The sequence below is a fragment of the Variovorax sp. GW821-FHT09B01 genome (assembly GCF_059418345.1).
In genome coordinates, this window is sequence record NZ_JBWKPQ010000013.1 from 128,797 (window position 1) to 151,317 (window position 22,521).

General features: G+C 70.9%; 22 protein-coding genes. 8 read left to right on the forward strand and 14 right to left on the reverse strand.

Annotated elements, in window-relative coordinates; genetic code table 11:
* Positions 1–85 precede the first annotated feature (85 nt).
* A complete protein-coding gene (locus tag AC07RV_RS29390; protein ID WP_296781314.1) occupies positions 86–2,281 on the forward strand; it encodes a gamma-glutamyltransferase family protein in 2,196 nt (731 codons plus the stop codon).
* Between the two features lie 60 nt (positions 2,282–2,341).
* Here the strand turns inward: AC07RV_RS29390 and AC07RV_RS29395 are convergent, their stop codons facing one another.
* From AC07RV_RS29395 to AC07RV_RS29410, 4 genes are all read right to left on the reverse strand, one after another.
* Positions 2,342–3,073 carry a haloacid dehalogenase type II gene (locus tag AC07RV_RS29395; RefSeq protein WP_208512993.1) on the reverse strand — a complete coding sequence of 244 codons (732 nt, stop codon included), beginning with the start codon at positions 3,071–3,073 and terminating at the stop codon, positions 2,342–2,344.
* 7 nt (positions 3,074–3,080) lie between these two features.
* The gene (gene eda / locus AC07RV_RS29400; RefSeq protein WP_093340093.1) at positions 3,081–3,728 is read right to left on the reverse strand and encodes a bifunctional 4-hydroxy-2-oxoglutarate aldolase/2-dehydro-3-deoxy-phosphogluconate aldolase; all 648 of its coding nucleotides are present in this window, start codon (positions 3,726–3,728) and stop codon (positions 3,081–3,083) included.
* Positions 3,719–5,557: a phosphogluconate dehydratase gene (gene edd / locus AC07RV_RS29405; protein WP_296781313.1), complete on the reverse strand. Its 1,839-nt coding sequence runs from the start codon at positions 5,555–5,557 to the stop codon at positions 3,719–3,721. The genes eda and edd overlap by 10 nt, the downstream gene beginning before the upstream one ends.
* Before the next feature lie 222 nt (positions 5,558–5,779).
* Positions 5,780–6,334 (reverse strand): OmpA family protein, encoded by a 555-nt coding sequence (locus AC07RV_RS29410; protein ID WP_281080781.1) that lies wholly within the window; start codon positions 6,332–6,334, stop codon positions 5,780–5,782.
* 69 nt (positions 6,335–6,403) lie between these two features.
* Between AC07RV_RS29410 and AC07RV_RS29415 the strand changes: the two genes are divergently transcribed.
* A complete protein-coding gene (locus AC07RV_RS29415; protein WP_296781312.1) occupies positions 6,404–7,225 on the forward strand; it encodes a gamma-glutamylcyclotransferase in 822 nt (273 codons plus the stop codon).
* Entirely contained in the window at positions 7,222–7,764 is a 543-nt protein-coding gene (locus AC07RV_RS29420) for a superoxide dismutase family protein (RefSeq protein WP_057597176.1), read from the forward strand. The genes AC07RV_RS29415 and AC07RV_RS29420 overlap by 4 nt, the downstream gene beginning before the upstream one ends.
* A gap of 9 nt (positions 7,765–7,773) precedes the next feature.
* Here the strand turns inward: AC07RV_RS29420 and AC07RV_RS29425 are convergent, their stop codons facing one another.
* Positions 7,774–8,358: a nucleotidyltransferase family protein gene (locus AC07RV_RS29425; protein WP_296781311.1), complete on the reverse strand. Its 585-nt coding sequence runs from the start codon at positions 8,356–8,358 to the stop codon at positions 7,774–7,776.
* Positions 8,359–8,390: 32 nt separating this feature from the next.
* On the opposite strand from AC07RV_RS29425, the gene pdxH reads away from it, so the two are divergent.
* Complete coding sequence (pdxH, locus tag AC07RV_RS29430; RefSeq protein WP_203202142.1) at positions 8,391–9,044, forward strand: pyridoxamine 5'-phosphate oxidase; 654 nt, start codon at positions 8,391–8,393, stop codon at positions 9,042–9,044.
* Positions 9,045–9,048: 4 nt separating this feature from the next.
* Here pdxH and AC07RV_RS29435 read toward each other — a convergent pair whose 3' ends face one another.
* The 8 genes from AC07RV_RS29435 to msrA form a co-directional block, all read right to left on the reverse strand.
* Positions 9,049–10,257: an OmpA family protein gene (locus AC07RV_RS29435; RefSeq protein WP_296781310.1), complete on the reverse strand. Its 1,209-nt coding sequence runs from the start codon at positions 10,255–10,257 to the stop codon at positions 9,049–9,051.
* Complete coding sequence (locus AC07RV_RS29440; protein WP_296781309.1) at positions 10,257–10,643, reverse strand: hypothetical protein; 387 nt, start codon at positions 10,641–10,643, stop codon at positions 10,257–10,259. Before AC07RV_RS29440 ends, AC07RV_RS29435 begins: the two co-directional genes overlap by 1 nt.
* Before the next feature lie 151 nt (positions 10,644–10,794).
* The gene (locus AC07RV_RS29445; RefSeq protein WP_296781308.1) at positions 10,795–11,745 is read right to left on the reverse strand and encodes an AEC family transporter; all 951 of its coding nucleotides are present in this window, start codon (positions 11,743–11,745) and stop codon (positions 10,795–10,797) included.
* Between the two features lie 67 nt (positions 11,746–11,812).
* Positions 11,813–13,912, reverse strand: coding sequence for a TonB-dependent receptor (locus tag AC07RV_RS29450; protein WP_296781307.1), 2,100 nt, complete (start codon positions 13,910–13,912; stop codon positions 11,813–11,815).
* 78 nt (positions 13,913–13,990) lie between these two features.
* The gene (locus AC07RV_RS29455) at positions 13,991–14,401 is read right to left on the reverse strand and encodes a hypothetical protein (RefSeq protein ID WP_296781306.1); all 411 of its coding nucleotides are present in this window, start codon (positions 14,399–14,401) and stop codon (positions 13,991–13,993) included.
* Positions 14,401–16,590, reverse strand: coding sequence for a TonB-dependent receptor (locus AC07RV_RS29460; RefSeq protein ID WP_296781305.1), 2,190 nt, complete (start codon positions 16,588–16,590; stop codon positions 14,401–14,403). Before AC07RV_RS29460 ends, AC07RV_RS29455 begins: the two co-directional genes overlap by 1 nt.
* 81 nt (positions 16,591–16,671) lie before the next feature.
* Complete coding sequence (locus tag AC07RV_RS29465) at positions 16,672–17,064, reverse strand: hypothetical protein (RefSeq protein ID WP_296781304.1); 393 nt, start codon at positions 17,062–17,064, stop codon at positions 16,672–16,674.
* A 19-nt stretch (positions 17,065–17,083) separates the two neighbouring features.
* Positions 17,084–17,635 carry a peptide-methionine (S)-S-oxide reductase MsrA gene (gene msrA, locus AC07RV_RS29470; RefSeq protein ID WP_093340113.1) on the reverse strand — a complete coding sequence of 184 codons (552 nt, stop codon included), beginning with the start codon at positions 17,633–17,635 and terminating at the stop codon, positions 17,084–17,086.
* Between the two features lie 100 nt (positions 17,636–17,735).
* Here msrA and AC07RV_RS29475 point away from each other — a divergent pair, with 100 nt between their 5' ends.
* The 4 genes from AC07RV_RS29475 to AC07RV_RS29490 are packed head-to-tail and all read left to right on the forward strand — an operon-like array spanning position 17,736 to position 21,083.
* Positions 17,736–18,449: a TetR/AcrR family transcriptional regulator gene (locus tag AC07RV_RS29475; RefSeq protein WP_093340115.1), complete on the forward strand. Its 714-nt coding sequence runs from the start codon at positions 17,736–17,738 to the stop codon at positions 18,447–18,449.
* Between the two features lie 41 nt (positions 18,450–18,490).
* A complete protein-coding gene (locus AC07RV_RS29480; RefSeq protein WP_296781303.1) occupies positions 18,491–19,168 on the forward strand; it encodes a protein-L-isoaspartate O-methyltransferase family protein in 678 nt (225 codons plus the stop codon).
* Positions 19,169–19,181: 13 nt separating this feature from the next.
* The gene (locus AC07RV_RS29485; protein WP_057596286.1) at positions 19,182–19,520 is read left to right on the forward strand and encodes a rhodanese-like domain-containing protein; all 339 of its coding nucleotides are present in this window, start codon (positions 19,182–19,184) and stop codon (positions 19,518–19,520) included.
* Positions 19,521–19,544: 24 nt separating this feature from the next.
* Positions 19,545–21,083 (forward strand): TolC family outer membrane protein, encoded by a 1,539-nt coding sequence (locus tag AC07RV_RS29490; protein ID WP_296781302.1) that lies wholly within the window; start codon positions 19,545–19,547, stop codon positions 21,081–21,083.
* Positions 21,084–21,087: 4 nt separating this feature from the next.
* Here the strand turns inward: AC07RV_RS29490 and AC07RV_RS29495 are convergent, their stop codons facing one another.
* Positions 21,088–22,518 carry a 3-deoxy-D-manno-octulosonic acid transferase gene (locus tag AC07RV_RS29495; RefSeq protein ID WP_296781301.1) on the reverse strand — a complete coding sequence of 477 codons (1,431 nt, stop codon included), beginning with the start codon at positions 22,516–22,518 and terminating at the stop codon, positions 21,088–21,090.
* Positions 22,519–22,521: the final 3 nt, after the last annotated feature.

Below are 22,521 nucleotides of genomic sequence, written 5' to 3' on the forward strand. Positions count from 1 at the left end.
GGCAATCGCCCCTGCGCAAGGCACGGGATTTGCAATAGATTGAAAGGCCGACCGACGCGTCGGCCTTTTTCATTCGAGCGCCACGATGCCCCCCTCCAGAATCATTCCAACAGTCCTGCTCGCCGTGACCGCGGCGACGCTTTCCGCCTGCGGCGGCGGTTCCAGCGGCGGCTTCGCCGCGCTTCCCATCGGCAGCGCGCCGCCGCCACCTTCCGCTCCCCCGCCGGCCCCGCCCGGCGCGCGCTTCGATCCCGCGCTGTGCGTGCAGCAGGCCGGCACGCCGCACGGCCAGACGGCCGGCATCAGCGGCACCAGCCTGATGGTGACCTCGGCCCACTACGAAGCCTCGAAGGCCGGCTGCAAGGTGCTGGCCACCGGCGGCAGCGCGATCGACGCGGCCATCGCGGTGCAGGCGGTGCTCGGCACGGCCGAGCCCTTCGCCTCGGGCCTCGGCGGCGGCACGCTGATTACCTACTACGACGCGGCCACCCGGGCCGTGCGCACCTTCGACGGCCTCTCGGCCGCGCCCGCGGCCACCGGCGGCGCGACCACGCTCTACCAGGCCGTGGCGCAGGACGTGTCGAGCGCCGCGCCCTACAACGTCTGCAAGAGCGGCCTCGCGGCCGGCGCGAGCATCTCCTCGCAGCAGGGCAACACCAACATCTCGGCGCGCGCGGTCGGCATTCCCGGCACGGTGGCGGTGCTCGACCTGGTGCACCGCGCCTACGGCCGCAAGGCCTGGAACGCCCTGTGGGACGACGCGATCGCGCTGGCCGAGAACGGTTTCCCGATGACCAGGTACATGTACTCGACGCTCTATGCCGACAGCGCCGAGTTCGACGACGACGGCAACCCGGTGGACGCCGGCAGCGGCGTGCCCGCCTGGGTCAACTCGGCCGGCACGGTGCGCGGGGCGGCGCGCTGCAAGTATCCCGACATCGCGAAGCGCTACTGCGACCTGGCCGACGCCACGATGCAGAAGCCGCTGCCGATCGGCACGCTCATCAAGAACCCCGAGCTCGCCCAGACCATGAAGCTGGTGCGCGACGGCGGCAGCGCGGCCTTCTACGATCCGGCCCGGCCCACGGTGCAGGCGATCGTGCAGCGCACCACCGCCGGCAGCCTGCCCTGCCGCTCGGTCCTGCCGACCGCGGGCACGCCCGCCAGGCCGGCGGTGGCGACCACCATCGCCTCGATCCCGAGCCTGATGCAGCCGACCGACTTCGCGGCCTACCAGGCGGTGGAGCGCAAGCCACTCGTGGGCACGCGCTTCGGCACCACGATCTACACCCAGCCCGCGCCCTCGTTCGGCGGCTTCGTCACGCTCTATTCGCTCGGCATCCTCGAGCGCAAGAAGCTGCAGGACGAGAAGGCGCTCGACACGCCGCGCTTCGTCTACTACGCCGCGGAGGCGAGCCGGCTCGCCAACGTCGACCGGCGCGCCGTGATCGGCGACCCCGCCTGGTCGAACGTCAACGCGCGCGCCTCGGTGCTGCTGAGCGAGGCCGAGCTCGACCGCCGCGCGGCGCAGATCGGCGACAAGGCCTTCGACACCGCACCCGCGGGCAACATCGGCAGCTTCGTGGCGGCTGACCCGGCGGGCTACGACACCATGACCGCGCTCGGCAAGGGACGCGCCGCCGCGCCGGCCACTCGGCTGGCGCAGGCTCGCCCCACGGCGCGCGACGAGGACTGGAACACCACCAGCAACGTGGCGGTGGTCGATGGCTACGGCAACGCGCTGTCGATGACGACCACGATCAACACGCACTGGGGGGCGCACATGGAAGCGGCCGGCATCATGCTCAACGACGTGATGTCGAACTTCTCCGCCGGCTCGAGCGCGCCGCCGAGCACGGGCTCGGACGTCAACGGCTACCAGGGCACGAAGCGGCCGCGCACCTCGATCGCACCCGCGATCGCCTTCGATGCCGAGGGCCGGCTGCGGCTGGTCTGGGGGTCGGCGGGCGGCGGCCCGATCCCCGACTACATCGTCAAGAGCTTCATGGGCCACGTGGTCTACGGCCTCGACCTGCAGGCCGCGATCAACGCGCCCAACTTCACGGGCCAGAACGGCGTGGCCGAACTCGAGGCCGGCTCGGCGCTGGCGCCGCTGGCCGACAGCCTGCGCGCGAGCTACGGCTACGACACCGACACCCTGCGCGTGACGGGCCTGCTCAGCGGCCTGAGCGGCATCGCGGTGACGCGCGACGCGAACGGCCGCGCGGTCTACAGCGGCGCGGCCGACAACCGGCGTTCGGGCGCGGCCTTCGGCTACTGAGCCCGCGCAGCGCACACGAAGAAAAGCCTGGCGGTGCCAGGCTTTTTCGTGTGGCGCGGATCAGCAGCCGAGCAACTCGGCCAGCTCGAGGATGTCGCGCGCATGCAGGTTGTTGGCCGCCACCGGCGTCACGTCCTTCGGCTGCGCGCGGCCGAACTCGAAGGGCCGCTCGATGTAGCCGGTCTTGAGGCCGCAGGCGCGCGCGGCCGCGAGGTCGTCGTGGTGCGCGGCCGCCAGCATCACCTGGCCCGGCGTGGCGTCGAACACGCCGGCCACGCCGAGGTAGGTGCGCGGGTCGGGCTTGTAGGCCTTGAAGACCTCGGCCGACAGGACGCAGTCCCAGGGCAGGCCCGCGCGCTTGGCCATCTCGGTCAGCAGGCCGATGTTGCCGTTCGACAGCGAGCAGATGGTGAACTTGCGCTTGAGGCGCGTGAGCCCTTCCACCGCATCGGGCCAGGCCGGCAGCCGGTGCCAGGCGCGGCTGAGTTCGCGCCGCGCGGCAGCATCGAGGCGGTCGCTGAGGCCGAAGTCGCGCAGCACTTGCTCGAGCATGCTCAGGTGCAACTCGTCGAGCAGCGTGAAGCCGCCCTCGCCCGCGGCGATGCGCTCCATCACCTGCTTCATCGCGGGCTGGTAGCCGGCGCGCCAGGCCAGCGCGAAGGTCGCGCCGTCCACACCCGGCAGGGCCTGCTCGGCCTCGGCGGCGATGCCGCTGTGCCAGTCGACCACGGTCCCGAAGACGTCGAAGGCCACGACCTTGAGGTCGCTGGCGTCGAAATCCGCGTTGCCCATGGCGGCCTCAGCGCGCGAGCTGGCTCGCGGCGCGCGCCAGCTGTTCGATGCGGGCCCAGTCGCCGTCGCGGATGGCGTCGGTCGGCACGATCCACGAGCCGCCCACGCAGGCCACGTTCGACAGCGCGAGGAACTCGGCCGCATTGCCCGCATGGATGCCGCCCGTGGGGCAGAAGACGACGTCGCCGAACGGGCCCTGCCAGGCCTTGAGCATCGGCAGGCCGCCGGCCTGCAGCGCGGGGAAGAACTTGAGCTGGGTGTAGCCGTCCTCCTGCGCCGACATGATCTCGCTGCCGGTGGCCACGCCGGGCAACAGCGGCAGGCCGAGGTCGTGGCAGGCCTTGCCGACCGCGCGCGTGTAGCCCGGGCTCACGCCGAACTTCGCGCCGGCCAGCGCCGAGGCCTGGGCATCGGCCGCGCTGCGGATGGTGCCCGCGCCGGCCACGGCCTCGGGCACTTCCTTGGCGATGATTTCGATGCATTCGAGCGCCTGCGGCGTGCGCAGCGTCACCTCGAGCATGCGGATGCCGCCGGCGACCAGCGCGCGCGCGAGCGGCACGGCGTGCTTCACGTCGTTGAGCACGATCACCGGGATCACCGGCGCGTCGCGCATCACGTCGAGGGAAGTCAGTGCGTTCTTGTCGTTTACAGCCATGAGCAGGCTCCTTCTTCAGCAGTCAATGCATTGCGCCGCATGCCGGCGAACAGTTCGCGCCCCAGGCCGTGGCCGTCGGCGATGCGCTGGGCCTCCGACAGCGTGGCGGCCTCGCGCTCGGCCCACTCGTCGGCGGGCAGCAGGACCTCGAGCGTACCCGCGACCGCGTCCAGGCGTATGACGTCGCCATCGCGCACCTTGGCCAGCGGCCCGCCCGCGGCCGCTTCGGGCGACACGTGGATGGCGGCTGGTATCTTGCCCGAGGCGCCGCTCATGCGGCCGTCGGTGACCAGCGCCACTCGGAATCCCTTGCCCTGCAGCACCGACAGCGGCGGCGTGAGCTTGTGCAGCTCGGGCATGCCGTTGGCCTGCGGGCCCTGCCAGCGCACCACGCAGACCACGTCGCGCTCGAGCTCGCCGGCCGTGAAGGCCTTCTGCAGCGCGGCCTGCGAATCGAACACCCGCGCGGGCGCCTCGACCACATGGCGGTCGTCGGGCACCGACGAGACCTTGATGACACTGCGGCCCAGGTTGCCGCCGAGCAGCTTCAGGCCGCCGGTGGCGCTGAAGGGCGCGGCGACGGGCCGCGTGACGGCGTCGTTCTGCAGCGCGGCGGCCGGCGTCCAGCGCAGGCGCTTGGCATCGGCCTCGCCCTCGAGCGACGGCACGTCGGCGAATTCGCGGATGCCGCCCGAACGCACCGTCAGCACGTCGGCATGCATCAGGCCGGCCTCGACCAGCTCGCCGATCACGAAGCCGGGGCCGCCCGAGGCCTGGAACTCGTTCACGTCGGCGCTGCCGTTCGGGTACACACGCGTGAGCAGCGGCACCACGTCCGACAGCTTCGAGAAATCGTCCCAGTCGATCACGATGCCCGCGGCGCGCGCCACGGCCACCCAGTGGATCAGGTGGTTGGTGGATCCGCCCGTGGCGAGCAGCGCGGCCATGGCGTTGACGATGCAGCGCTCGTCGACCATCTCGCCGATCGGCGGGCACTGGAAGGCGGCTTCGCCGGCCTTGCCCAGCACCGTGCGCACGGCCTCGCGCGTGAGCGTCTCGCGCATCGCGTCGCCGGGCTGCACGAAGGCCGTGCCGGGCACGTGCAGGCCCATGGCCTCGAGCAGCATCTGGTTGCTGTTGGCGGTGCCGTAGAAAGTGCAGGTGCCGAGCGTGTGATAGGCCGCCATCTCGGCCTCGAGCAGGCCCTGGCGGCCCACGAGCCCCTGCGCGGCCTGCTCGCGCACCTTCGACTTCGCGTTGTTCGACAGGCCCGAGGGCATCGGGCCCGCGGGCACGAACACGGTGGGCAGGTGGCCGAAGTGCAGCGCGCCGATCAGCAGGCCCGGCACGATCTTGTCGCACACGCCGAGCATCAGCGCGGCATCGAACATGTCGTGCGTGAGCGCGACCGCGGTGCTCATCGCGATCAGGTCGCGGCTGAACAGGCTCAGCTCCATGCCGGGCGTGCCCTGCGTGACGCCGTCGCACATGGCGGGCACGCCGCCGGCCACCTGCGCGGTGGCGCCGAGGCGGCGCGCCTCGTGCTTGATGATGTCGGGGTAGCCCTGGTACGGCGCATGGGCCGAGAGCATGTCGTTGTAGGCGGTGACGATGCCGATGTTGGGCGCGCGCTCGGCGACCACGCGGAACTTGTCGTTGGCCGGGATGCCGGCCACGGCATGCGCCACGTTGGCGCAGCCCATGCGGTCGGAGCCGCGGTCGCGCTGGCGCAGTTCGGCGAGGCACGCGAGGTAGGCGCCGCGCTGCGCCTTGCTGCGATCGCGGATGCGATCGGTGACGTCGAGGACGGTGGGATGTGTGCTGCTCATGGGGATGTTGTCGGTGGCTCTGCCGATGGGGTCGCCACTGTCGCGTGGGCGACCTCGAGATGGGTTCATCGTAGCAAGGACGACGCCAGGCCTCGATGGAAATCGGGCACCGTGCCAATACGAATCCACGCCCGGATACGGATGCTTGCAAAACACCCGGACGCGGACTCGCGCGAGCCCGCGTGGCGGCGCATTCCGCGCGCCGCGGCGGCTCGCCCGGCCTCAGTCGAGCAGCTTGACCTCGACCCGGCGCGCCTGCGCGTCGTTGCCGCTGCCGGCCGTGACCGGCGGGCGCAGCAGGTCGATCTTGTCGGCCGGCACGCCGAGGCCGACGAGCACGTCGCGCACCGTCTCGGCACGCTTCTTCGCGAGCTGTTCGTTGACCGCCGCATCGCCGGTGGTGTCGTGGAAGCCCGAGACCACCGCCTTGCGGCCGGCCTCGACGCCCTTGATGACCGCGGCCAGCGCTTCCGCCGCGCCGGGCGCGAGGTCGGCGCTGCCGGTGGCGAAATAGAAATTCACCACGCCGTTGGCGACGCGGATGCTGGCGCCGTCGGGGATCGTGACGGTGACGGTCTCGGTGACCTCGGCCACCGTGGCCTGGGTGGCCGGGGCCGCGGCCGGCACCGTGATGGCGGTCTGCGCCGTCGCGGAGGCCTTGGCGGGCGTCTTGTGCCACGCCGCGAAGCCGATCACCCCACCGACGATCAGCAGCAGCAGGATCGCGATCAGCCCGAGGGCGAAATTCTGCTGGCTGTCGTCGGTGTTGTTCGTCACGCGTGCTCCATAGGATGAAAGCGGCCGGTAAATAATGGGGTGGTCAACCATGATCAGGAAATTGTAGGCATGGGTCCTTCTCCCGACACTGTAGGCGCTGGCCCCACCTCGGGCTCGGACCGGGCGCCCAATCCCGGGCCGCCGGGTCTGGATCCGCTGCCCAAGCCGCTGCGCGATCCCCAACCGATGCTCGAGCGCACCATCGCCGAATGGGGCGGCCACGAGGACCTCTGGCTGTTCGGCTACGGCTCGCTGATCTGGCGGCCCGAGTTCGATTTCATCGAGCGCCGACCGGCCTGGGTGCGTGGCTGGCACCGCGCGCTGAAAATGTGGAGCCGCGTCAATCGCGGCAGCGTGCAGACGCCGGGCCTGGTGTTCGGCCTGCTCTCGGGCGGCAGCGTGCGCGGCATGGTGTTCCGCGTGCCGGCCGCGCAGGGCCTGGACACGCTGCGCCGGCTCTGGCTGCGCGAGATGCCCACCGGCGTCTACGACCCCAAGTGGCTGCGCTGCACCACCGCCTCGGGGCCGGTGAGCGCGCTGGCCTTCACGCTGTCGCGGCGCAGCCCCAACTTCACGGGCGAGCTCAGCGACGAGCGCTACCGCCACATCTTCGCGAATGCCGTGGGCCGCTACGGCAGCTCGCTCGACTATGCGCAGCAGACGCTCGAGGAGCTGCGCCGCCATGCGATCCACGACGTGGCGCTCGCGCGGCTGGTGGCGCTGGCCGCCCCGCCCGCCGTACCCTCCGACACATCGGCGGCGCACACTGCATCGCCGGCCCCGACCGATTGCGATGTGGTGCCGCCTCCGGTATACGTCGCAGGGTCTTCCGACAAGAAATCCTCTCAACCTTCCGGACCCTCCGGATCTCCCGACAAGGACCAACAATGAAGAACTCCTCCCGCCGCCTCGCCGGCGCTGCCACCGCCGTGCTCGCGGCCTCGCTGCTGGCCGCCTGCGGCACGCTGGGCGGCAAGCCGGCCACCACGGTCGAACTGGTGCCCACCGGCGCGATCACGCCGAACCCGACCACGGGCACCGTCACCTTCACCGCGCTCGAGCATGGCGTGCGCGTGGCCGGCATCGTGCGCGGCCTGCCGCCGAACACCGAGCACGGCTTCCACATCCACGAGAAGGGCGACTGCGGCGACAACGGCAATGCCTCGGGCGGCCACTTCAACCCCAGCGGTGGCACGCACGGCAAGTTCGCCGCGCCGGGCAGCCATGCGGGCGAGCTGCCGAGCCTGGTGGCCAACGGCGCCGGCGAGGCACGCTTCAGCGTCGAGAACCATGCGATCTCGCTGACGCCGGGCGCCGCCAACAGCGTGATCGGCCGTGCGCTGGTGGTGCACCGCGACAAGGACGACTTCACGACCCAGCCGGCCGGCAACTCGGGCCCGCGCATCGCCTGCGCGGTGATCGGCAAGTAAGGGCTTCGTTCAGCCGGCGCGCTGTGCGCCGGCTGCCTCGCGCGCGCGCCACAGCGCCTCGGCGCGCGCCAGGGCCTCGGGAGTGTCGATGTCGGTCACGACGCCGGCATCGTCGAGCGCCAGGTCAGCTACCGAATCCATAGCACGCAATGCCCGCAGGACGGGCGCCGCGCCGAAGTTTCCTTCGAGCGCGGCGAGCGCCGCCTGGCAACTCGCGGCAAAGCCCACCGGATGCCCGCGCTCGCCCTGGTAGCTCGGCTGCGCCGCCTGCACGCCGCCCGCGAGCGCCGCCGCCACGGCGCGCATCGTCTGGGGCAGCACCAGCGGCAGGTCGCCCGGCAGGATCAGCCATCCCGCCGCGCCCGCCGTGGCGCGCACCGCGGCGGCAATGGAATCGCCCATGCCCGGATGGCCCGCGTCCTCCACATGCCAGGGCAGGCCGCTCGCGCGCACCGCGTCGAGCGTGCGCTCGAGCACCGGCTTGCCGGCCAGCGGCGCGCGCAGCTTCGAGCCGCTGCCGCCGGCGGCCACGAAGCGTTCGCCGCGGCCCGAGGCCAGCACGATCACGGTCGGGGGATTCGCGAGGGGGGTCACGGCGCGAGTATCGCTTGGGCAACAATGCCGCCATGACTTCCCCGACTTCCAAAGAATCGCTGGCCGCGCTGCGCAAGAGCTACGAGCGCGCCGAGCTCGGCGAGGCGCACAGCGCCGACGATCCGCTGCGCCAGTTCGAGCGCTGGCTCGACGAGGCCATCGACGCCCAGGTGCCCGAGCCCAACGCGATGACCTTGTGCACCGTCGGCAGCGACCTGCGGCCCTCGAGCCGCATCGTGCTGATCAAGGGCTACGACGCGCGCGGCCTGGTCTGGTACACCAACTACGAGAGCCGCAAGGGCCGCGAGCTCGCGGGCAACCCCTATGCCTCGCTGCAGTTCCACTGGGTCGAGCTCGAGCGCGTGGTGCGCATCGAGGGCCGGGTCGAGAAGGCCGGCGCCGACGAGAGCGACGCCTACTACGCGAGCCGCCCGCTCGATTCGCGCCTGGGCGCCTGGGCCAGCCCGCAGAGCGAGGTGATCGGCGGGCGCGAGGTGCTGGTGAAGAATGCCGCCGTCGCCGCCGCGAAGTACCTGCTCTCGCCGCCGCGCCCGCCGCACTGGGGCGGCTACCGACTGGTGCCCGATCGCTGGGAGTTCTGGCAGGGCCGCAAGAGCCGGCTGCACGACCGGCTGCGCTACCGGCTCGAGGCCGGTCAGTGGACACGCGAACGGCTCGCGCCCTGACAGATCAAGCCTCGCAGGCCGTCACCTTGAATTCGACGCGGCGATCGAGCGCGTCGCTCGCATCGTCGGCGCCCGTGCCCACGATGTTCTCGCGGAAGCCCGCGCCGGCTTCGCGCAGCTTCTTCGCCAGCGGCGGGGCCTCGCCCACCAGCCGGGTCTTGACGGTCACCGCGCGCTGCAGCGACAGCCGCTCGTTGACCGCCTCCGAACCCGTGCGGCTGGTGTGGCCGGTCACGACCACGCAGGAATCGATCTGCACCGCCTGGCGCGCGATCTGGCGCAGCCACATCGGGTAGGCGGCGCTGATCTTCGGGTCGGCCAGGAAGTCGGTCGAGCCCGGCTTGAACAGGAACTTCACGCTCAGGTTGTTGGTTTCGAGCCCCAGCCGCGCAAGCGTGCCGAAGGTCTTCTCGGCGTCGGCGGTGCGACCCAGCTGCGACTGCGTGAGGTACAGGCCGCTGTAGACGCGCAGCTGCTGCCCGTCGGGGCGGCGCGAGGCGGCGTCGTAGCGCGCCAGCGCCTCCTGCAGCCGGCCGGCCTCGTAGGCGGCGGTGGCCTCCTGCATCACGGTCGCGGTCGGCAGGCGCTCGAGGTAGAGCGCGTCGGCGGCCTGGCCCGGCTGGGTCTCGGCGGTGCGGATGTAGCCCTCGACGCCGCGGTCCTTGCCGTTGACCGGGCTGTCGCGGAAGAAGGCCGTGGGCCGGGTGTCGAGCGAGGCATCGCTGATGCGCGCCACCGACTGCGCGATCACCACGCCGCTCTTGATCTCGGTCAGCGCGAGGTTCAGCCGGTAGGGCGAGCCGCCCGCCTCCTTGTCGCGCACCAGCGTGCCGTTGAGCACGTACTGCGCGGTGGCGATCTCGGTGCTGTTGAACGGCGTCACGGTGAACTGCTTGAACTGCGCCTGCATGCGCTGGACGATGCGCTGCTCGGCCACGCGCGTGACCTCGGTCTGCTGGCCGCTGGCGCTCTCGAGCAGCGGGTCGATGACGATGCGGCTCTGCTTCATCGAGGACTCGACCTTGGCGAGGAAGCCCGGCAGCTTCTTGGTCTGCACCATCAGGTCGTCCACCGCCTGGTCGACGGCCTGTTCGAAGGGCATCGCGTTGCCCGGCTGCGGGCGCTGTGCCGCGCAGGCCGCGAGCAGCACGGCGGCGGCGCCGAGCGCCATCGCGCGCAGCGCGCTGCGCAGGCTGGAGGGGATCTTCATCATCAGCATTGGCTCCTCAAGTACGTCATGTCCTGGTCCGACAGCGGCTCGCCCACGGCGGCGCGCATGTTGATCTCGGTGCAGCGCTTCGTCGGCGCCGGCCGGCGCACGGGCGCGGGCCGGTCGGCCTCGTGCTCCGCCACGCGGGCCGGCGGCGCCTCGGCCGGCGCGCGCGGCTTCGGCGGCGGCCGCGTGGCCGCCTTCTCGCTCGGCCGGTCGACGGCGGCCGGCGGCTTCGCCGGTTCGGGCGCCGGTTTCTCCTCCGGCTTGGGCACGGCCAGACAGGGCGTGCGGCACGGCTTGGCCTGCGCCGCCGCCGGCGTGGCGGCGCCCAGCAGCAGCCATGGCGCGATCGCCGTCGCGATCAGCACCATCGCAGCAACGGGCATGGATCGCGTCTGGCAAATCATCAGCGGGGAAATGTAGAGCGGCCGGCGGCGCTCCACATCTCGCCAAACGGCCACCCTGCCGAACGGCATAGGGGGCGCGGGACGCGGAGGAGATCGAAAGGCTACGGTTTCGCGTGGCCCGGGACGGATGTCAGGGCAACCACTGCACCCAGAGCATCACCAGCGTGAGCGTGACCAGCGCCAGCAGCGTGGAGACCGCGACGCTGGCGGTCACCAGGTCCTCGGCGCTGCGGTAGCGCTGCGAGAACAGGAACACGTTGGCGCCGATCGGCAGCGCGGCCGCGACCACCATCACCGTGAGCGGAATGCCGCGCACGCCGAGCGCCCAGCCGATGATCGCCACCAGCAGCGGATGCAGCAGGTTCTTGACGCCGGCCTGCACCATGGCACTGCGCCAGTGGCGCCCCACCGGCGTGAGCGCCAGCGTGATGCCCACCATCACCAGCGCCACCGGGCCGAAGGCCTGGCCCAGCAGCTCGATGGTGCGGTCGACCGGCTGCGGCATGACCCAGCCGCTCTGCGCGAACAGCAGCCCAGCGATGATCGGCAGCGGCACCGGATGGATGATGGCGTTGCGCAGCGCGCGCAGCGCGGTGCGCAGCATCGAGCGCTTCTCGGCGCCGCCGACCACCGCGTGCTCGCGCGCCACCGCGAGCTCGAGCACCACGGTGGCGCTGGTCATCAGCACCAGCGAATGCAGCGAGATCAAGGTCAGCAGCACCACCATGCCGGCCTCACCATAGGCCAGGCCGACCAGCACGATGCCGATCATCACGGTGTTGCTGTAGGTGTTGGCGAGCGCGAGCACCGCGCCCGTGCGATTGAAGCCGCGCAGCGCCAGCGTGGCCGCGAACAGCAGCCCCGAGGCGATGAAGTAGGCGGCCACCGGCTTGAAGCGCAGTTCCTCGACGTGCACGCCGCTCATCGCGCGGAACAGCAGCGCCGGCGCGAGCAGCAGGAAGATCAGGTTGGAGAGGTCCTTGACCGCGGGGCCGCCGATCCAGCGGCGCCTCCCGGCCAGGTAGCCCGCCGCGATCAGCAGCACGACGGGCAGGAGGGAGGAGATGACGAACGAATTCACCGGTCGAGGATAGCCGAGCGTTCGCGCCCGCCTCCCTCCCCCGCCGGGGGAAGGAGGCCCCGTCCGGTCAGAAGGTCACGCGCACGCCCACCTTCAGCGACCGCCCCGGCAGCGGTGCGGCCGGGTACACCGTCGTCGTCAGGATCGAGGTCGCGCTGTAGGCCAGCTTGTTGCCGATGTTGTCGACGCGTGCATACCAGGTGAGGTTGGCGCGCTGCACCTTCATGCGGTAGGCGATCGAGGCGTTCCACAGCGTGTAGGCATCGGTCTCGCGCGCGCCGACGCCCGGCACGCGGTGCTGCGCGGCGTTGTAGTCGAAGCCGACGCGGCCGCTCCACGGGCCGTTGCCGTAGACCAGCGTGGCGCCCACGCGCACCGGCGCGATGCGCGGCAGCGGCTCGCCGGTGTCGGTGTTCTTCGCGCGCACCAGGTCGCCGCGCCACTCGAGGTCGAGCGTGCCGGCATCGGCCATGCGCGCGAAGCCGTCGCTGCCCAGCAGGCGCAGGTTGCCGCTGGCCTCGATGCCGGTGAAGCGCGCGCGCACGCCGTTGTAGAGGTACTCGGCCAGCGTGTCGGTGACCTCGGGGTCGGTCACGACCTGGCCTTCCTCGTCGAGCGTGCGGCCCGAGGCGGTCAGGCCGATGTAGTTGCGAAAGCGCGTGACGTAGGCATTGACGCGCGCCGTGTTCGGCCCCGACTTCCATTGCGCGCCGAGGTCGAAGCCGGTCGACTGCTCCTTGCTGAGGTTCGGGTTGCCGACCTCCCATGCGGCCGTGGCCACGTGCGGGCCGTTGGCCAGCAGCTCGTAGTCCTTGGGCGCGCGCTCGGTGTAGGCGATGTTCGAGGTCAGTTGCCACTGCGGCGCGAGGTTGACCAGGGCGCCGAAGGCGGCGCTGTTCGGGTTGAAGGTGCGCTCGCCGATCGCGAAGCGGTTGATGCTGGGATCGTCGGGATAGCCGAGCGAGCGCACGGTGACGCGCTCGGTGCGCGCGCCGAAGCTCAGCTTGCCCCACGAGGTGCCCATCTCCTCGTAGAGGAACAGTGCGCGCGAGCGCGTGCGGCTGTGCGGCGCGAAGGCTTCCTCGCCGTCGGCGGCGAAGCGGTTGGTCTCGGCGCTGAAGCCCATCAGGCCTTCCAGCGGTCCGATCTTCTCGTGCCGCACCTCGACGCGCAGGTCGTTGCTCATGTTCGAGAAGGTGGTGCCGGCCTCGGCGCCCTCGAACTCGGTGTGGCGGTAGTTGGTGTGGCTGAGCTTGGCGTGGACGCTGCGGATGATGCCGCCCGGGCGCCATTCGCCCTCGATCGCGTAGCGGTCGGACTTCATCGCGATGGTCACGTCGTCCTCGGCCACGGTGCCGTAGTTGCTGCGGTAGGTGCTGGCCGAGGCACCGATCCAGCCCCGGTCGAAGAACAGCGTGCCGCCGATCGCGCCGCCGTGCGCCTCGTTGGCCGAGTTGCAGATCTTGCGCGCGCGCCAGGGCGAGCCGGGCTTCTCGCAGTTCAGGTCGATCGGCGCCGAGACGTCGCTCGAGTCGCGCTTGAAGGCATCGGCATGCAGCGCGAAGCGGCCGTTGCCGCCCTCGAGCATCACGGCGCCGTTCTTCTCGCGGTTGCCGGTCGCATAGCCGAGGTCGGCGCGGCCGCCGAAGCCCTCGATCGGCTCGCTCGGGATGCGGTTGTCGATCAGGTTCACCACGCCGCCGACCGCGCTGCCGCCGTACTGCAGCGCCGACGGGCCGCGCAGCACCTCGACGCGCTCGGTGACCAGCGCGTCGACCGGCACCGCGTGGTCGTAGCTCAGCGCCGAGGCGTCGGGCGCGCCGCCGCCGTTCTGCAGGATGCGGATGCGGTCGCCGTCCTGGCCGCGGATGATCGGCCGGCTGGCATTGGGGCCGAAGTAGGTGCTGCTGACGCCGGGGATGTTGTCCAGCGTCTGGCCCAGCGTGGACTGCGAGCGCAGCAGCAGTTCGTCGCCCGAAAGCGTGGTGGTGGGCGCGATCAGGTCGCTGGCGCCCAGCGGGTTGCCGGTGACGGTGATCTCGCGCAGGCTGGTGGTGGGTTGCGGGTTCGGCGAGGGATCGGCGGGTGCGGTCTGGGCCAGGGCCGCGGCCGAGGCGAGCGAGAGGACGGCAGCGCCGATGGCGTTGCGACGGAATTGGGGGGTCATGATGAAAACTCGTTGAATCGATGAGCGACCGCCGGCCACCCGTGCGCGACGGCTGGCGGCGAATCGGAAACGGAACATTCAGCGAGCGACAGGCGGCCCGCGGGCCTCGAACGGCGCGACCCAGCGGACGATGGCCTCGCCCTGCAGGTAGGCGAAGCGCGCAGCAGGCAGTTGCACCGGCAGCAGCACCAGCGGCACGCCCAGGGCGCCGGAGCCGTGCGCGAGCCGGTCGTACAGCCGGCACTCGGCATCGGTGCGATCGCCGAACAGGGCATGCAGCCAGCCGTGCCGCGCGGCGGAAGCATGCGCCTGCGCCTCGTGCACGCCCTGCGTCGCGCCGGCGGCCGCGGCCGTGCGCCGGGCCTCCACGGTCCGGGTCCAGTCGCCCGGCACGTGCAGCGTGGCATGCACGAGCCCGAGGGTCGACGCCGCCCACACCGCGAGCAGCAGCGTGAGAACGACGGCGCGCGACAGCCTCGAATGCTTCATCAGAAGTGCGTGGTCATGCTCATGTAGACGCTGCGCCGCGTGCCGTATTGCGGCGCGCCCACGCCGACGCCGGTGCCGTCGCGCAGCAGGTAGCTCTTGTCGAACAGGTTCAGGATCGCGACGCGGCCGACCACGTCGCTGCCCGAGGCGTACTTCCAGGTGTGGGCGTAGGCGGCGTTGACCACCGTGTAGTTCGGCAGCGCGGCGCTGTTGGGCGCACCGCCGTCGGGCGTGCGGCGCAGGCCGCTGCCGAAGATCAGGTCGCCGCTGATCTGGTCGTCGCCGAAGCGGTAGCTGGCGCCGGCCGAGGCCGTCCAGGTCTGGTCATGGTCCAGGTACACGTCGTGGTTGGCGATGTAGCCCAGCTCGTCGGCGCCGAACAGCGACTGGCTCGACACGATGTTCCTGCCCATCGCCTTCTGGTGGGCCAGGTTCGCATAGGCCGACCAGTGCTCGTCGTTGTAGCGCGCCGACAGCTCCACGCCGCGCGCGAAGCCGTCGGCGTAGTTGAACGGCGACAGGATCAGCGCCTGGCCGAACTGGCCTTCGTCGACCAGGTTCGTGATGTTCTTGTAGTAGACGTCGGCCGACAGCGACAGGTTCGGGCTCAGCTTGTGGTCCACGCCCAGGTCGAAGTAGTGGGTGCGCTCGGCCTTCACCGGATCGGAGACCGCGATCTCGGGCTGGTTGGTGGTGCCCGCGTAGAGGTTGATGCTCTGCTGCGACGCCAGCTCCTGCGGCGGTGGCGTGAAGTAGCGCGCGTAGCCCGCGTGCAGCGCCGTGTCGTCCGACAGCTTGTACGCAAGGTTCAGCCGCGGGCTCCACTGGTGCTCCTTGGTGAAGGCATCGACGCTGTCGTAGCGCAGGCCGTAGTTGAGCGTGAGCTTCGGGTCGATGCGCCACTCGTCCTGCAGGTAGAGGCTGGCGAGCTGGCCGACCTTGCCGGAGTCGTCGTTGATCAGCAGCGGCGTGTCGCCGGCCTGCGCGCCGCTGTCGTCGACCGGGAACACGTTCACCGCATTGATGCTGCGCGTGGTCTGCCGCGTGTAGGCGCCGCCGAAGCGCAGCGTGTGCGCGCTGCCGAGCTTGTACGAGGCATCGGCCTGGAGGCCGTTGGACGAATTCGAGCGCAGGGTGTCCGAGGCCACGCCGTTGTAGACCAGGTCGCCCACGGGGTCCGGCAGGTAGTGCAGGTTCGAGTACTGGTGGAAGGCCGAGACCTGGAAGTCGAGCGCGCCGAGGGTCTTCTGGAACGACAGCGCGACGAAGCGCGTGGCCTCGGTCTGCCGCTCGCGCACGTCGGACGACGGCAGCGCATTGAAGCCCGAGCCCAGGTCGCTGAAGCCGGCGAGCGAGAAGGCCGGGGCCTGGCCGGGATTGGTCGGGATCTGGAACTTGCCGTTGTAGGTGCCGAACATCAGGCCCAGGCGCGTGTCGGCATCGAGGTAGTACGACAGGGTGCCGAAGGTCTTGCCCTGGCGCGTGCGGTCGTTCTGCGCGTTGAGCGTCGGCTGGGGGTTCTCGATGCCGCTGGTGTTGGACACCAAGCTGCCCGACAGGTAGTAGCTCAGGTTGCCCGTGGTGCCGTAGAACGACGCGTTCTCTTCCAGCGTGTTGTGGCTGCCGAAGGTGAAGCCGAGCGAGCCGCCGGGCTTGCCGAGGCCCTGCTTGGTCTGGATGTCGACGATGCCGGCGGTGCGCAGGCCGTACTGCGCGGGCAAGGCGCCGGTGAGGAAATCGACCGAGTCGATGTAGCGCGTGTCGAGCGACTGGCCGAAGCCCGAGATGCCCTCGGGCAGCTGCACGCCGTTGACGCGGTACTGCACGTTGCCGTGGTCGTCGCGCACGTGCAGCGAGCCCGAGGCCTTGGAATCCTTGGCGACGCCCGGCAGGGTCAGCAGCACGTCGTCCAGCGGCGTGGCATCGCCCTTGCCGAGCGCGTCGATGGCCGAGCGGTCGATGCGGTAGACGGTGGCGCCGACCGCGGGCGACAGCTCCATGCGCGCCTTCTTGAGGCGCTCGGACTGCGCCTCCACCGTCACCGCCGGCAGGGCACCGGTGGCGGGCAGCGCGCCCGCGGAAGCATCGGCGGCAGGCGCCGGCGCGGCGAGCTCCTGCGCGACGGCTGCCAGCGAGAGCAGGGAAAGAACGGCAACGCCGATGGCATTGCGACGGAAATGGGGAATCATGAATGGACACTCGTTGAATCGATGGGCGACCCGCCGCCACCCGTGGCGAACGGGTGCGGCGAGCCGGAACACAAGGGGGATTCAGCGAGAGGAAGGCGGGCCGCGCGCGTCGAACAGCGCGACCCAGCGGGCGAGCACCTCGCCCTGCAGGTAGGCGAAGGTGGCCGTCGGCAACAGCATCGGCAGCACCACCAGCGGCACGCCCGGTGCGCTGGAGCCGTGCGAGAGCTGGTCGTACAGCCGGCACTCGGCATCGGTGTGCTCGCCGAACAGGCTCGCCAGGCCGTGCGCGGCATGGTCGTGCCCGGCGTGGTCGTGGTCCACGTGCGCGGCCGCGGCCGCCGCGGGCAGGCCCGGCGCGTGCAGCGAACGGTGCATCAGCCCGAGCGTGCCCGCGAGCCACAGCGCGATCGCCAGCGCGAAGACGAGCGCGCGCTGCGAGCGGGTCGGGCCGGACGAAAGGGCGAGGTGCACGGGCGCGGCGGAAAGAGGATCAGGCCTTGACGCGCGCGGCGAAGGTCTTCTGGAACTTCTCGACCTTCGGTCCCACGACGAAGGCGCAGTAGCCCTGGTTCGGGTGGTTCAGGAAGTAGTCCTGGTGGTAGGCCTCGGCGGTCGAGTAGTTGTCGAGCGGCTTGACCTCGGTCACCACCGGCGAGGCATAGGTCTTGCCGGCCTCGATCTCGCGGATGACGTCGTCGGCCACCTGCTTCTGCGCCTCGGTCGTGTAGTAGATGCCGCTGCGGTACTGGGTGCCGACGTCGTTGCCCTGGCGGTTGAGCGTCGTGGGGTCGTGCACCACGAAGAAGATCTCGAGGATCTCGCGCAGGGCGATCTGCGCCGGGTCGAAAGTCAGCTTCACCACCTCGTTGTGGCCGGTGCGGCCGGTGCAGACCTGCTCGTAGCTGGGATTGACCGTCTGGCCGTTCGAATAGCCCGATTCCACGTCGACCACCCCCTGCACGCGGTCGAACACCGCCTCGGTGCACCAGAAGCAGCCGCCGCCGAGCACGATGGTTTCGGTGGTGGAAGGCGAAGAGGTCATGGGGGACTCCAGGAACGGACTGACAAGGGAACCCGATATTGTCGCGGCTTGACGCATTCGATGCGGCTCACTACATTACTAACCCGCGAGTCATTAAACAATGCCCACTCCCCGATTCCTTGCCGACAAGATCTGCCCGGTCCGCGCCAAGCGCGAGCGGCGCAAGGAGGCGCGCCCCGGCGAACTGCTGGCGGCGGCGCTCGATCTGTTCGTCGAGAAGGGCTATGCCGCCACCCGCTCGGAAGAAGTGGCGGTGCGTGCCGGCGTCTCCAAGGGCACGTTGTTCCTCTATTTCCCGAGCAAGGAAGAGCTGTTCAAGGCCGTGGTGGTCGAGAACCTCGGCGGCCGCTTCACCGAGTGGAACCAGGAATTCGAGACCTTCGAGGGCACCACGGCCCAGATGCTGCGCTACTGCATGCGCGTGTGGTGGGAGCGCGTGGGCCTGACCCAGGCCTCGGGCCTCACCAAGCTGATGATGAGCGAAGGCGCCAACTTCCCCGAGCTGGCGGACTTCTACCGCCAGGAGGTGGTGCGGCCGGGCCATGCGTTGCTTCGGCGCATCATCCAGCGCGGCATCGACCGCGGCGAGTTCCGGCCGGTCGACGTCGACCACACCATCTACTCGGTGGTCGCGCCGATGATCTTCCTGATGCTCTGGAAGCACTCGGCCAACCTGTGCGTCGACGAGGGCGACAACTTCGACCCGCTCAAGTACATCGAGATGCAGGCCGACGTGGTGCTCTACGGCCTCAGCACCCAGCCGCGGGCGCAGGCGGAACCCGACGAAGCCGCTGGCCCGTCGGGTGCCGCCTAAAATTGAAGGTTTGTCCTGACCCGCCCCCAGAAGGAAAACCCATGAGCACCGCCCCCACCCTCGAGCGCTTGCGCTTCAACATGATCGAACAGCAGATCCGCCCCTGGGATGTGCTGGACCTGGAAATCCTCGACCTGCTGGCGGTCATCCGCCGCGAGGACTACGTGCCCGAGGCGCACCGCGCGCTGTCCTTCTTCGACATGGAGCTGCCGCTGCTCGACGGCTCGGTGCCCGGCGAATTCATGCTGTCGCCCAAGGTCGAGGCGCGCACGCTGCAGGACCTGCACGTGCAGAAGCACGAATCGGTGCTCGAGATCGGCACCGGCTCCGGCTTCATGGCCGCCCTGCTCGGCGCCCGCGCCGCCAAGGTGCTGTCACTCGAAATCAACCCCGCGCTGGCCGCCCGCGCCGCCGAGACCCTGCGCCAGAACGGCGTGACCAACGTCGAGGTGCGCCATGCCGACGGCGCCGTGCCGCTGCCCAGCGGCCCGAGCTTCGACGTGATCGTGCTCAGCGGCTCGGTCGCGCGCATTCCGCAGAACCTGCTCGGCTCGCTCAAGGTCGGCGGCCGCCTGGCGGCGATCGTCGGCGACGAACCCATGATGCGCGCCCACTTCGTGACCCGCAGCAGCGAAAGCAAGTGGGACACGATCCAGCCCTGGGACACGGTGGCGCCGCGCCTGCTGAACTTCCCCGAGCCGTCGCGCTTCGCGTTCTGATCGGGCCGGCCGCATGATCGATCAAGTCCGCCCCGCCGACCTCGCCGCCTGGTTTGCACAGGACGCCGACGCACCCGCCGTGCTGCTCGACGTCCGCGAGCCCTGGGAGCTGCAGACCGCGAGCGTCGCCCCGGCGGGCTTCACGCTGCTGGCGATCCCGATGAACGAGATCCCCGCGCGCCTGTCCGAGCTCGACGAGAACCAGCGCATCGCCTGCCTGTGCCACCACGGCGCCCGCAGCCAGCGCGTGGCCGCCTTCCTGCACCAGAACGGCTTTGCGCAACTGGCCAACGTGGCCGGCGGCATCGACGCCTGGTCCGCGCAGCACGACCCCGCCGTGCCGCGCTACTGATTCTTCCGCTCCCAAGGACTTTCAATGCCTCCCAGGCCCCGGCTCCTGCCTCTTTCCGCAGCCATCGCAAGCCTTCTTGCCACGCTGCTCGCATCGCCGGCCCAGGGCCAGACACTGAACGAACTCTACGAATCGGCGCGTGGCTTCGATGCCACCTACCAGGGCGCGCGCGCCCAGTACGACGCCAGCGTGGCGCGCGCGGCGCAGGCGAAGGCCGGCATCCTGCCGGCCGTCGGGCTCAGCGCGGGCGTGAACCGCAACAACCTCGACATCGACGTCATCACGGGCAACCAGCAAGGCAGTTCCTCGCGCGACTTCACGCAGCAGAACGTCGGCATCAACGCCACCCAGCCGCTGTACCGGCCCGCCAACTGGGCCACCTGGGAACAGGGCAAGCGCCAGGCCGAGATCGCGCAGTCGGTGTTCACCATCGCCGAGCAGGACCTGATCGTGCGCGTGAGCCAGGCCTATTTCGACGTGCTCGCGAGCCAGGACAGCCTGTCGCTGGTGCGCGCGCAGAAGGCGGCCGTGTCCGAGCAGCTCGCCTCGGCCAAGCGCAACTTCGAGGTCGGCACCTCCACCATCACCGACTCGCGCGAGGCCCAGGCTCGCTACGACCTCGTGGTGGCGCAGGAGATCGCGGCCGAGAACGACCTGCGCGTAAAGAAGATCGTGCTCGACCAGCTGGTCGGCCGCCCCGGCAGCGTGCCGGTGCCGCTGGCCGTGCCGGTGGTGCTGCCGACCGCGCAGCCGGCCGACATCGAAGCCTGGGTCTCGCAGGCCGATGCGGGCCACCCGGCGATCCGCCAGGCGCAGCTCGGCGTCGACGTGGCGGGCCTCGAGATCGAGAAGGCGCGCGCCGGCCACAAGCCCACGCTGGACGCCAACCTCGGCTACAACGTCACGCGCAACCCGAACGGCACCAGCACCAGCACCGTGGGCACGCGCATCAACGCCGCCACCGTGGGCGTGACCTTCAACCTGCCGCTGTTCGCGGGCTTCGCGACCGAGAACCGCATCAAGGAAACGCTGGCCCTCGAGGACCAGTCGCGCAGCGTGCTCGACGGCACGCGCCGCAACGTGGCGCAGGCCACGCGCGCGGCCTACCTCGGGCTGGTCTCGGGCGCGGGCCAGGTCAAGGCGCTCGAGGCCGCCGAGGCCTCGAGCCAGAGCGCGCTCGACGCCAACCGCCTGGGCTACCAGGTGGGCGTGCGCATCAACATCGACGTGCTCAATTCGCAGAGCCAGCTCTACCAGACCAAGCGCGACCTCGCGCAGGCGCGCTACAACGTGCTGCTGGGCAACCTGAAGCTGCGCCAGGCCAACGGCACGCTGACCGTGGCCGACATGGACGCCATCAACGCCACGCTGGCGAAGAACGGCAGCGTGCCCGCGGTGCCGGCCCCATCGACCACGCCGGCCGATCCGAACGCCGTGGCCGTGCCGCCCGCGCGGCCCAGCGTGCCGGTGGTGCCGCCGGTGCCGGTGGCGCCGTTCAATCCGCCGCCGCCCGCGATCCCCGTCGCACCGCCGCCGCCGCCGGTGCTGAACCCGGGGCGCTGAAACCCTAGTCGAGCGTGGGTTCCGCGCGCTCGCGCGGACCTTCCGGCACCGGCTGCGCAGCCTGAACCGGCGGCTTCGCCGGCTCGTCGGCCAGCGCCGGCTCCACCGGTTCCTCGGGCTCGGCCGCCATCGCGATCGTGAGCACCGCGGCCGCCGTGCGCTCGGCCGCGCCGCGGTTCGAGGACGAGAAGGCCTGCGCGGCCTGCGACATCGCCTCGCGGCGCTCGCGGTTCTCGACCAGCTTGAGCGCGCTGGTCACGGCCTGTTCCATGGTCTCGACGCGCAGCGAGGCACCGGCCGCGAGCGACAGCTGCGCGGCCTCCGCGAAATTGAAGGTCGACGGCCCCATCACCACCGGGCAGCCGCAGGCCGCGGGCTCGATCAGGTTCTGGCCGCCCAGGGGTTCGAAGCTGCCGCCGAGCAGCGCGACGTCGGCCAGGCCGTAGTACAGCGCCATCTCGCCGAGCGAATCGCCGAGCCAGATCTCGGCCTCGGCCGGCTGGCCCGCCGTGCTGCGGCGCGCCACCGCGAAGCCCTCGGCCTCGATCAGCGCGGCCACCTCGTCGAAGCGCTGCGGATGGCGCGGCACGATCATCCACTGCACGTCGTGCACCCGCTTCGAGATCGAGCGGACCGCACCCTGCTCGGGCGGCACCGGCGCGGTGGCGCCGAAGCGCCGCAGCACCTCGAGCAGCAGGCGCTCCTCGCCGTCGCGCGAACTGGCCAGCACCACGATCGGCTTGGGCAGCGTGCCGCGCAGCTTGGCGGCCGCATGCAGCTGCCGCACGTCGGGCGTGGCGTCGAACTTGAGGTTGCCGTAGATGCCCGAGACCTTGGCGCCCAGCGACACCAGCCGGTGCGCGTCGGCCTCGGTCTGGGCCCAGACCGCGCTCAGTGCCGAATAGGCCGGCCGCGCCAGCCAGCCCAGCCGCTCGGCCGAGGCCAGCGATTTCTCGTTGAGCCGCGCATTGGCCAGCACCAGCGGGATGCGGCGCTCGGCGCAGGCCGCGGCCATCTCGGGCCAGACCTCGGTTTCCATCAGCACGCCGATGCGCGGCTGGAAGCGGTCGAGGAAGCGCGCCACGGCGCCCGGCGTGTCCCAGGGCTGCCAGACCTGCGTGTCGCCCTCGCGCAGCAGCTTGGCGCCCTCCTCGCGGCCGGTGGCGGTGCCGTGCGTGAGCAGGATCGGGATCTCGGGGAACTGGCGTCGCAGTTCCTCGATGAGGATGGCGGCGGCGCGCGTCTCGCCGAGCGAGACCGCGTGCACCCAGCACTGGGCGTGGCCGGTGGTGGCGGCGTCGTAGTGGCCGAAGCGCTCCTCGACCGCCACCGCGTAGCCGGGCTCGGCCGCCGCGCGGCGCCGCAGCTTGCGGCGCACCAGCGGCTGGGCCAGGGTGGTGAAGGCGCCGTACAGGCGCAGCAGCAGCGAACGCACGGT

What these genes read in the sequence shown, in the direction of transcription:
- AC07RV_RS29390 (WP_296781314.1), top strand. Translation starts at nt 86, where the DNA reads ATGCCCCCCTCCAGAATCATTCCAACAGTCCTGCTCGCCGTGACCGCG.
- AC07RV_RS29395 (WP_208512993.1), bottom strand. Translation starts at nt 3,073, where the DNA reads ATGGGCAACGCGGATTTCGACGCCAGCGACCTCAAGGTCGTGGCCTTC.
- eda (WP_093340093.1), bottom strand. Translation starts at nt 3,728, where the DNA reads ATGGCTGTAAACGACAAGAACGCACTGACTTCCCTCGACGTGATGCGC.
- edd (WP_296781313.1), bottom strand. Translation starts at nt 5,557, where the DNA reads ATGAGCAGCACACATCCCACCGTCCTCGACGTCACCGATCGCATCCGC.
- AC07RV_RS29415 (WP_296781312.1), top strand. Translation starts at nt 6,404, where the DNA reads ATGGGTCCTTCTCCCGACACTGTAGGCGCTGGCCCCACCTCGGGCTCG.
- AC07RV_RS29420 (WP_057597176.1), top strand. Translation starts at nt 7,222, where the DNA reads ATGAAGAACTCCTCCCGCCGCCTCGCCGGCGCTGCCACCGCCGTGCTC.
- pdxH (WP_203202142.1), top strand. Translation starts at nt 8,391, where the DNA reads ATGACTTCCCCGACTTCCAAAGAATCGCTGGCCGCGCTGCGCAAGAGC.
- AC07RV_RS29435 (WP_296781310.1), bottom strand. Translation starts at nt 10,257, where the DNA reads ATGATGAAGATCCCCTCCAGCCTGCGCAGCGCGCTGCGCGCGATGGCG.
- AC07RV_RS29440 (WP_296781309.1), bottom strand. Translation starts at nt 10,643, where the DNA reads ATGCCCGTTGCTGCGATGGTGCTGATCGCGACGGCGATCGCGCCATGG.
- AC07RV_RS29450 (WP_296781307.1), bottom strand. Translation starts at nt 13,912, where the DNA reads ATGACCCCCCAATTCCGTCGCAACGCCATCGGCGCTGCCGTCCTCTCG.
- AC07RV_RS29455 (WP_296781306.1), bottom strand. Translation starts at nt 14,401, where the DNA reads ATGAAGCATTCGAGGCTGTCGCGCGCCGTCGTTCTCACGCTGCTGCTC.
- AC07RV_RS29460 (WP_296781305.1), bottom strand. Translation starts at nt 16,590, where the DNA reads ATGATTCCCCATTTCCGTCGCAATGCCATCGGCGTTGCCGTTCTTTCC.
- msrA (WP_093340113.1), bottom strand. Translation starts at nt 17,635, where the DNA reads ATGACCTCTTCGCCTTCCACCACCGAAACCATCGTGCTCGGCGGCGGC.
- AC07RV_RS29475 (WP_093340115.1), top strand. Translation starts at nt 17,736, where the DNA reads ATGCCCACTCCCCGATTCCTTGCCGACAAGATCTGCCCGGTCCGCGCC.
- AC07RV_RS29480 (WP_296781303.1), top strand. Translation starts at nt 18,491, where the DNA reads ATGAGCACCGCCCCCACCCTCGAGCGCTTGCGCTTCAACATGATCGAA.
- AC07RV_RS29485 (WP_057596286.1), top strand. Translation starts at nt 19,182, where the DNA reads ATGATCGATCAAGTCCGCCCCGCCGACCTCGCCGCCTGGTTTGCACAG.
- AC07RV_RS29490 (WP_296781302.1), top strand. Translation starts at nt 19,545, where the DNA reads ATGCCTCCCAGGCCCCGGCTCCTGCCTCTTTCCGCAGCCATCGCAAGC.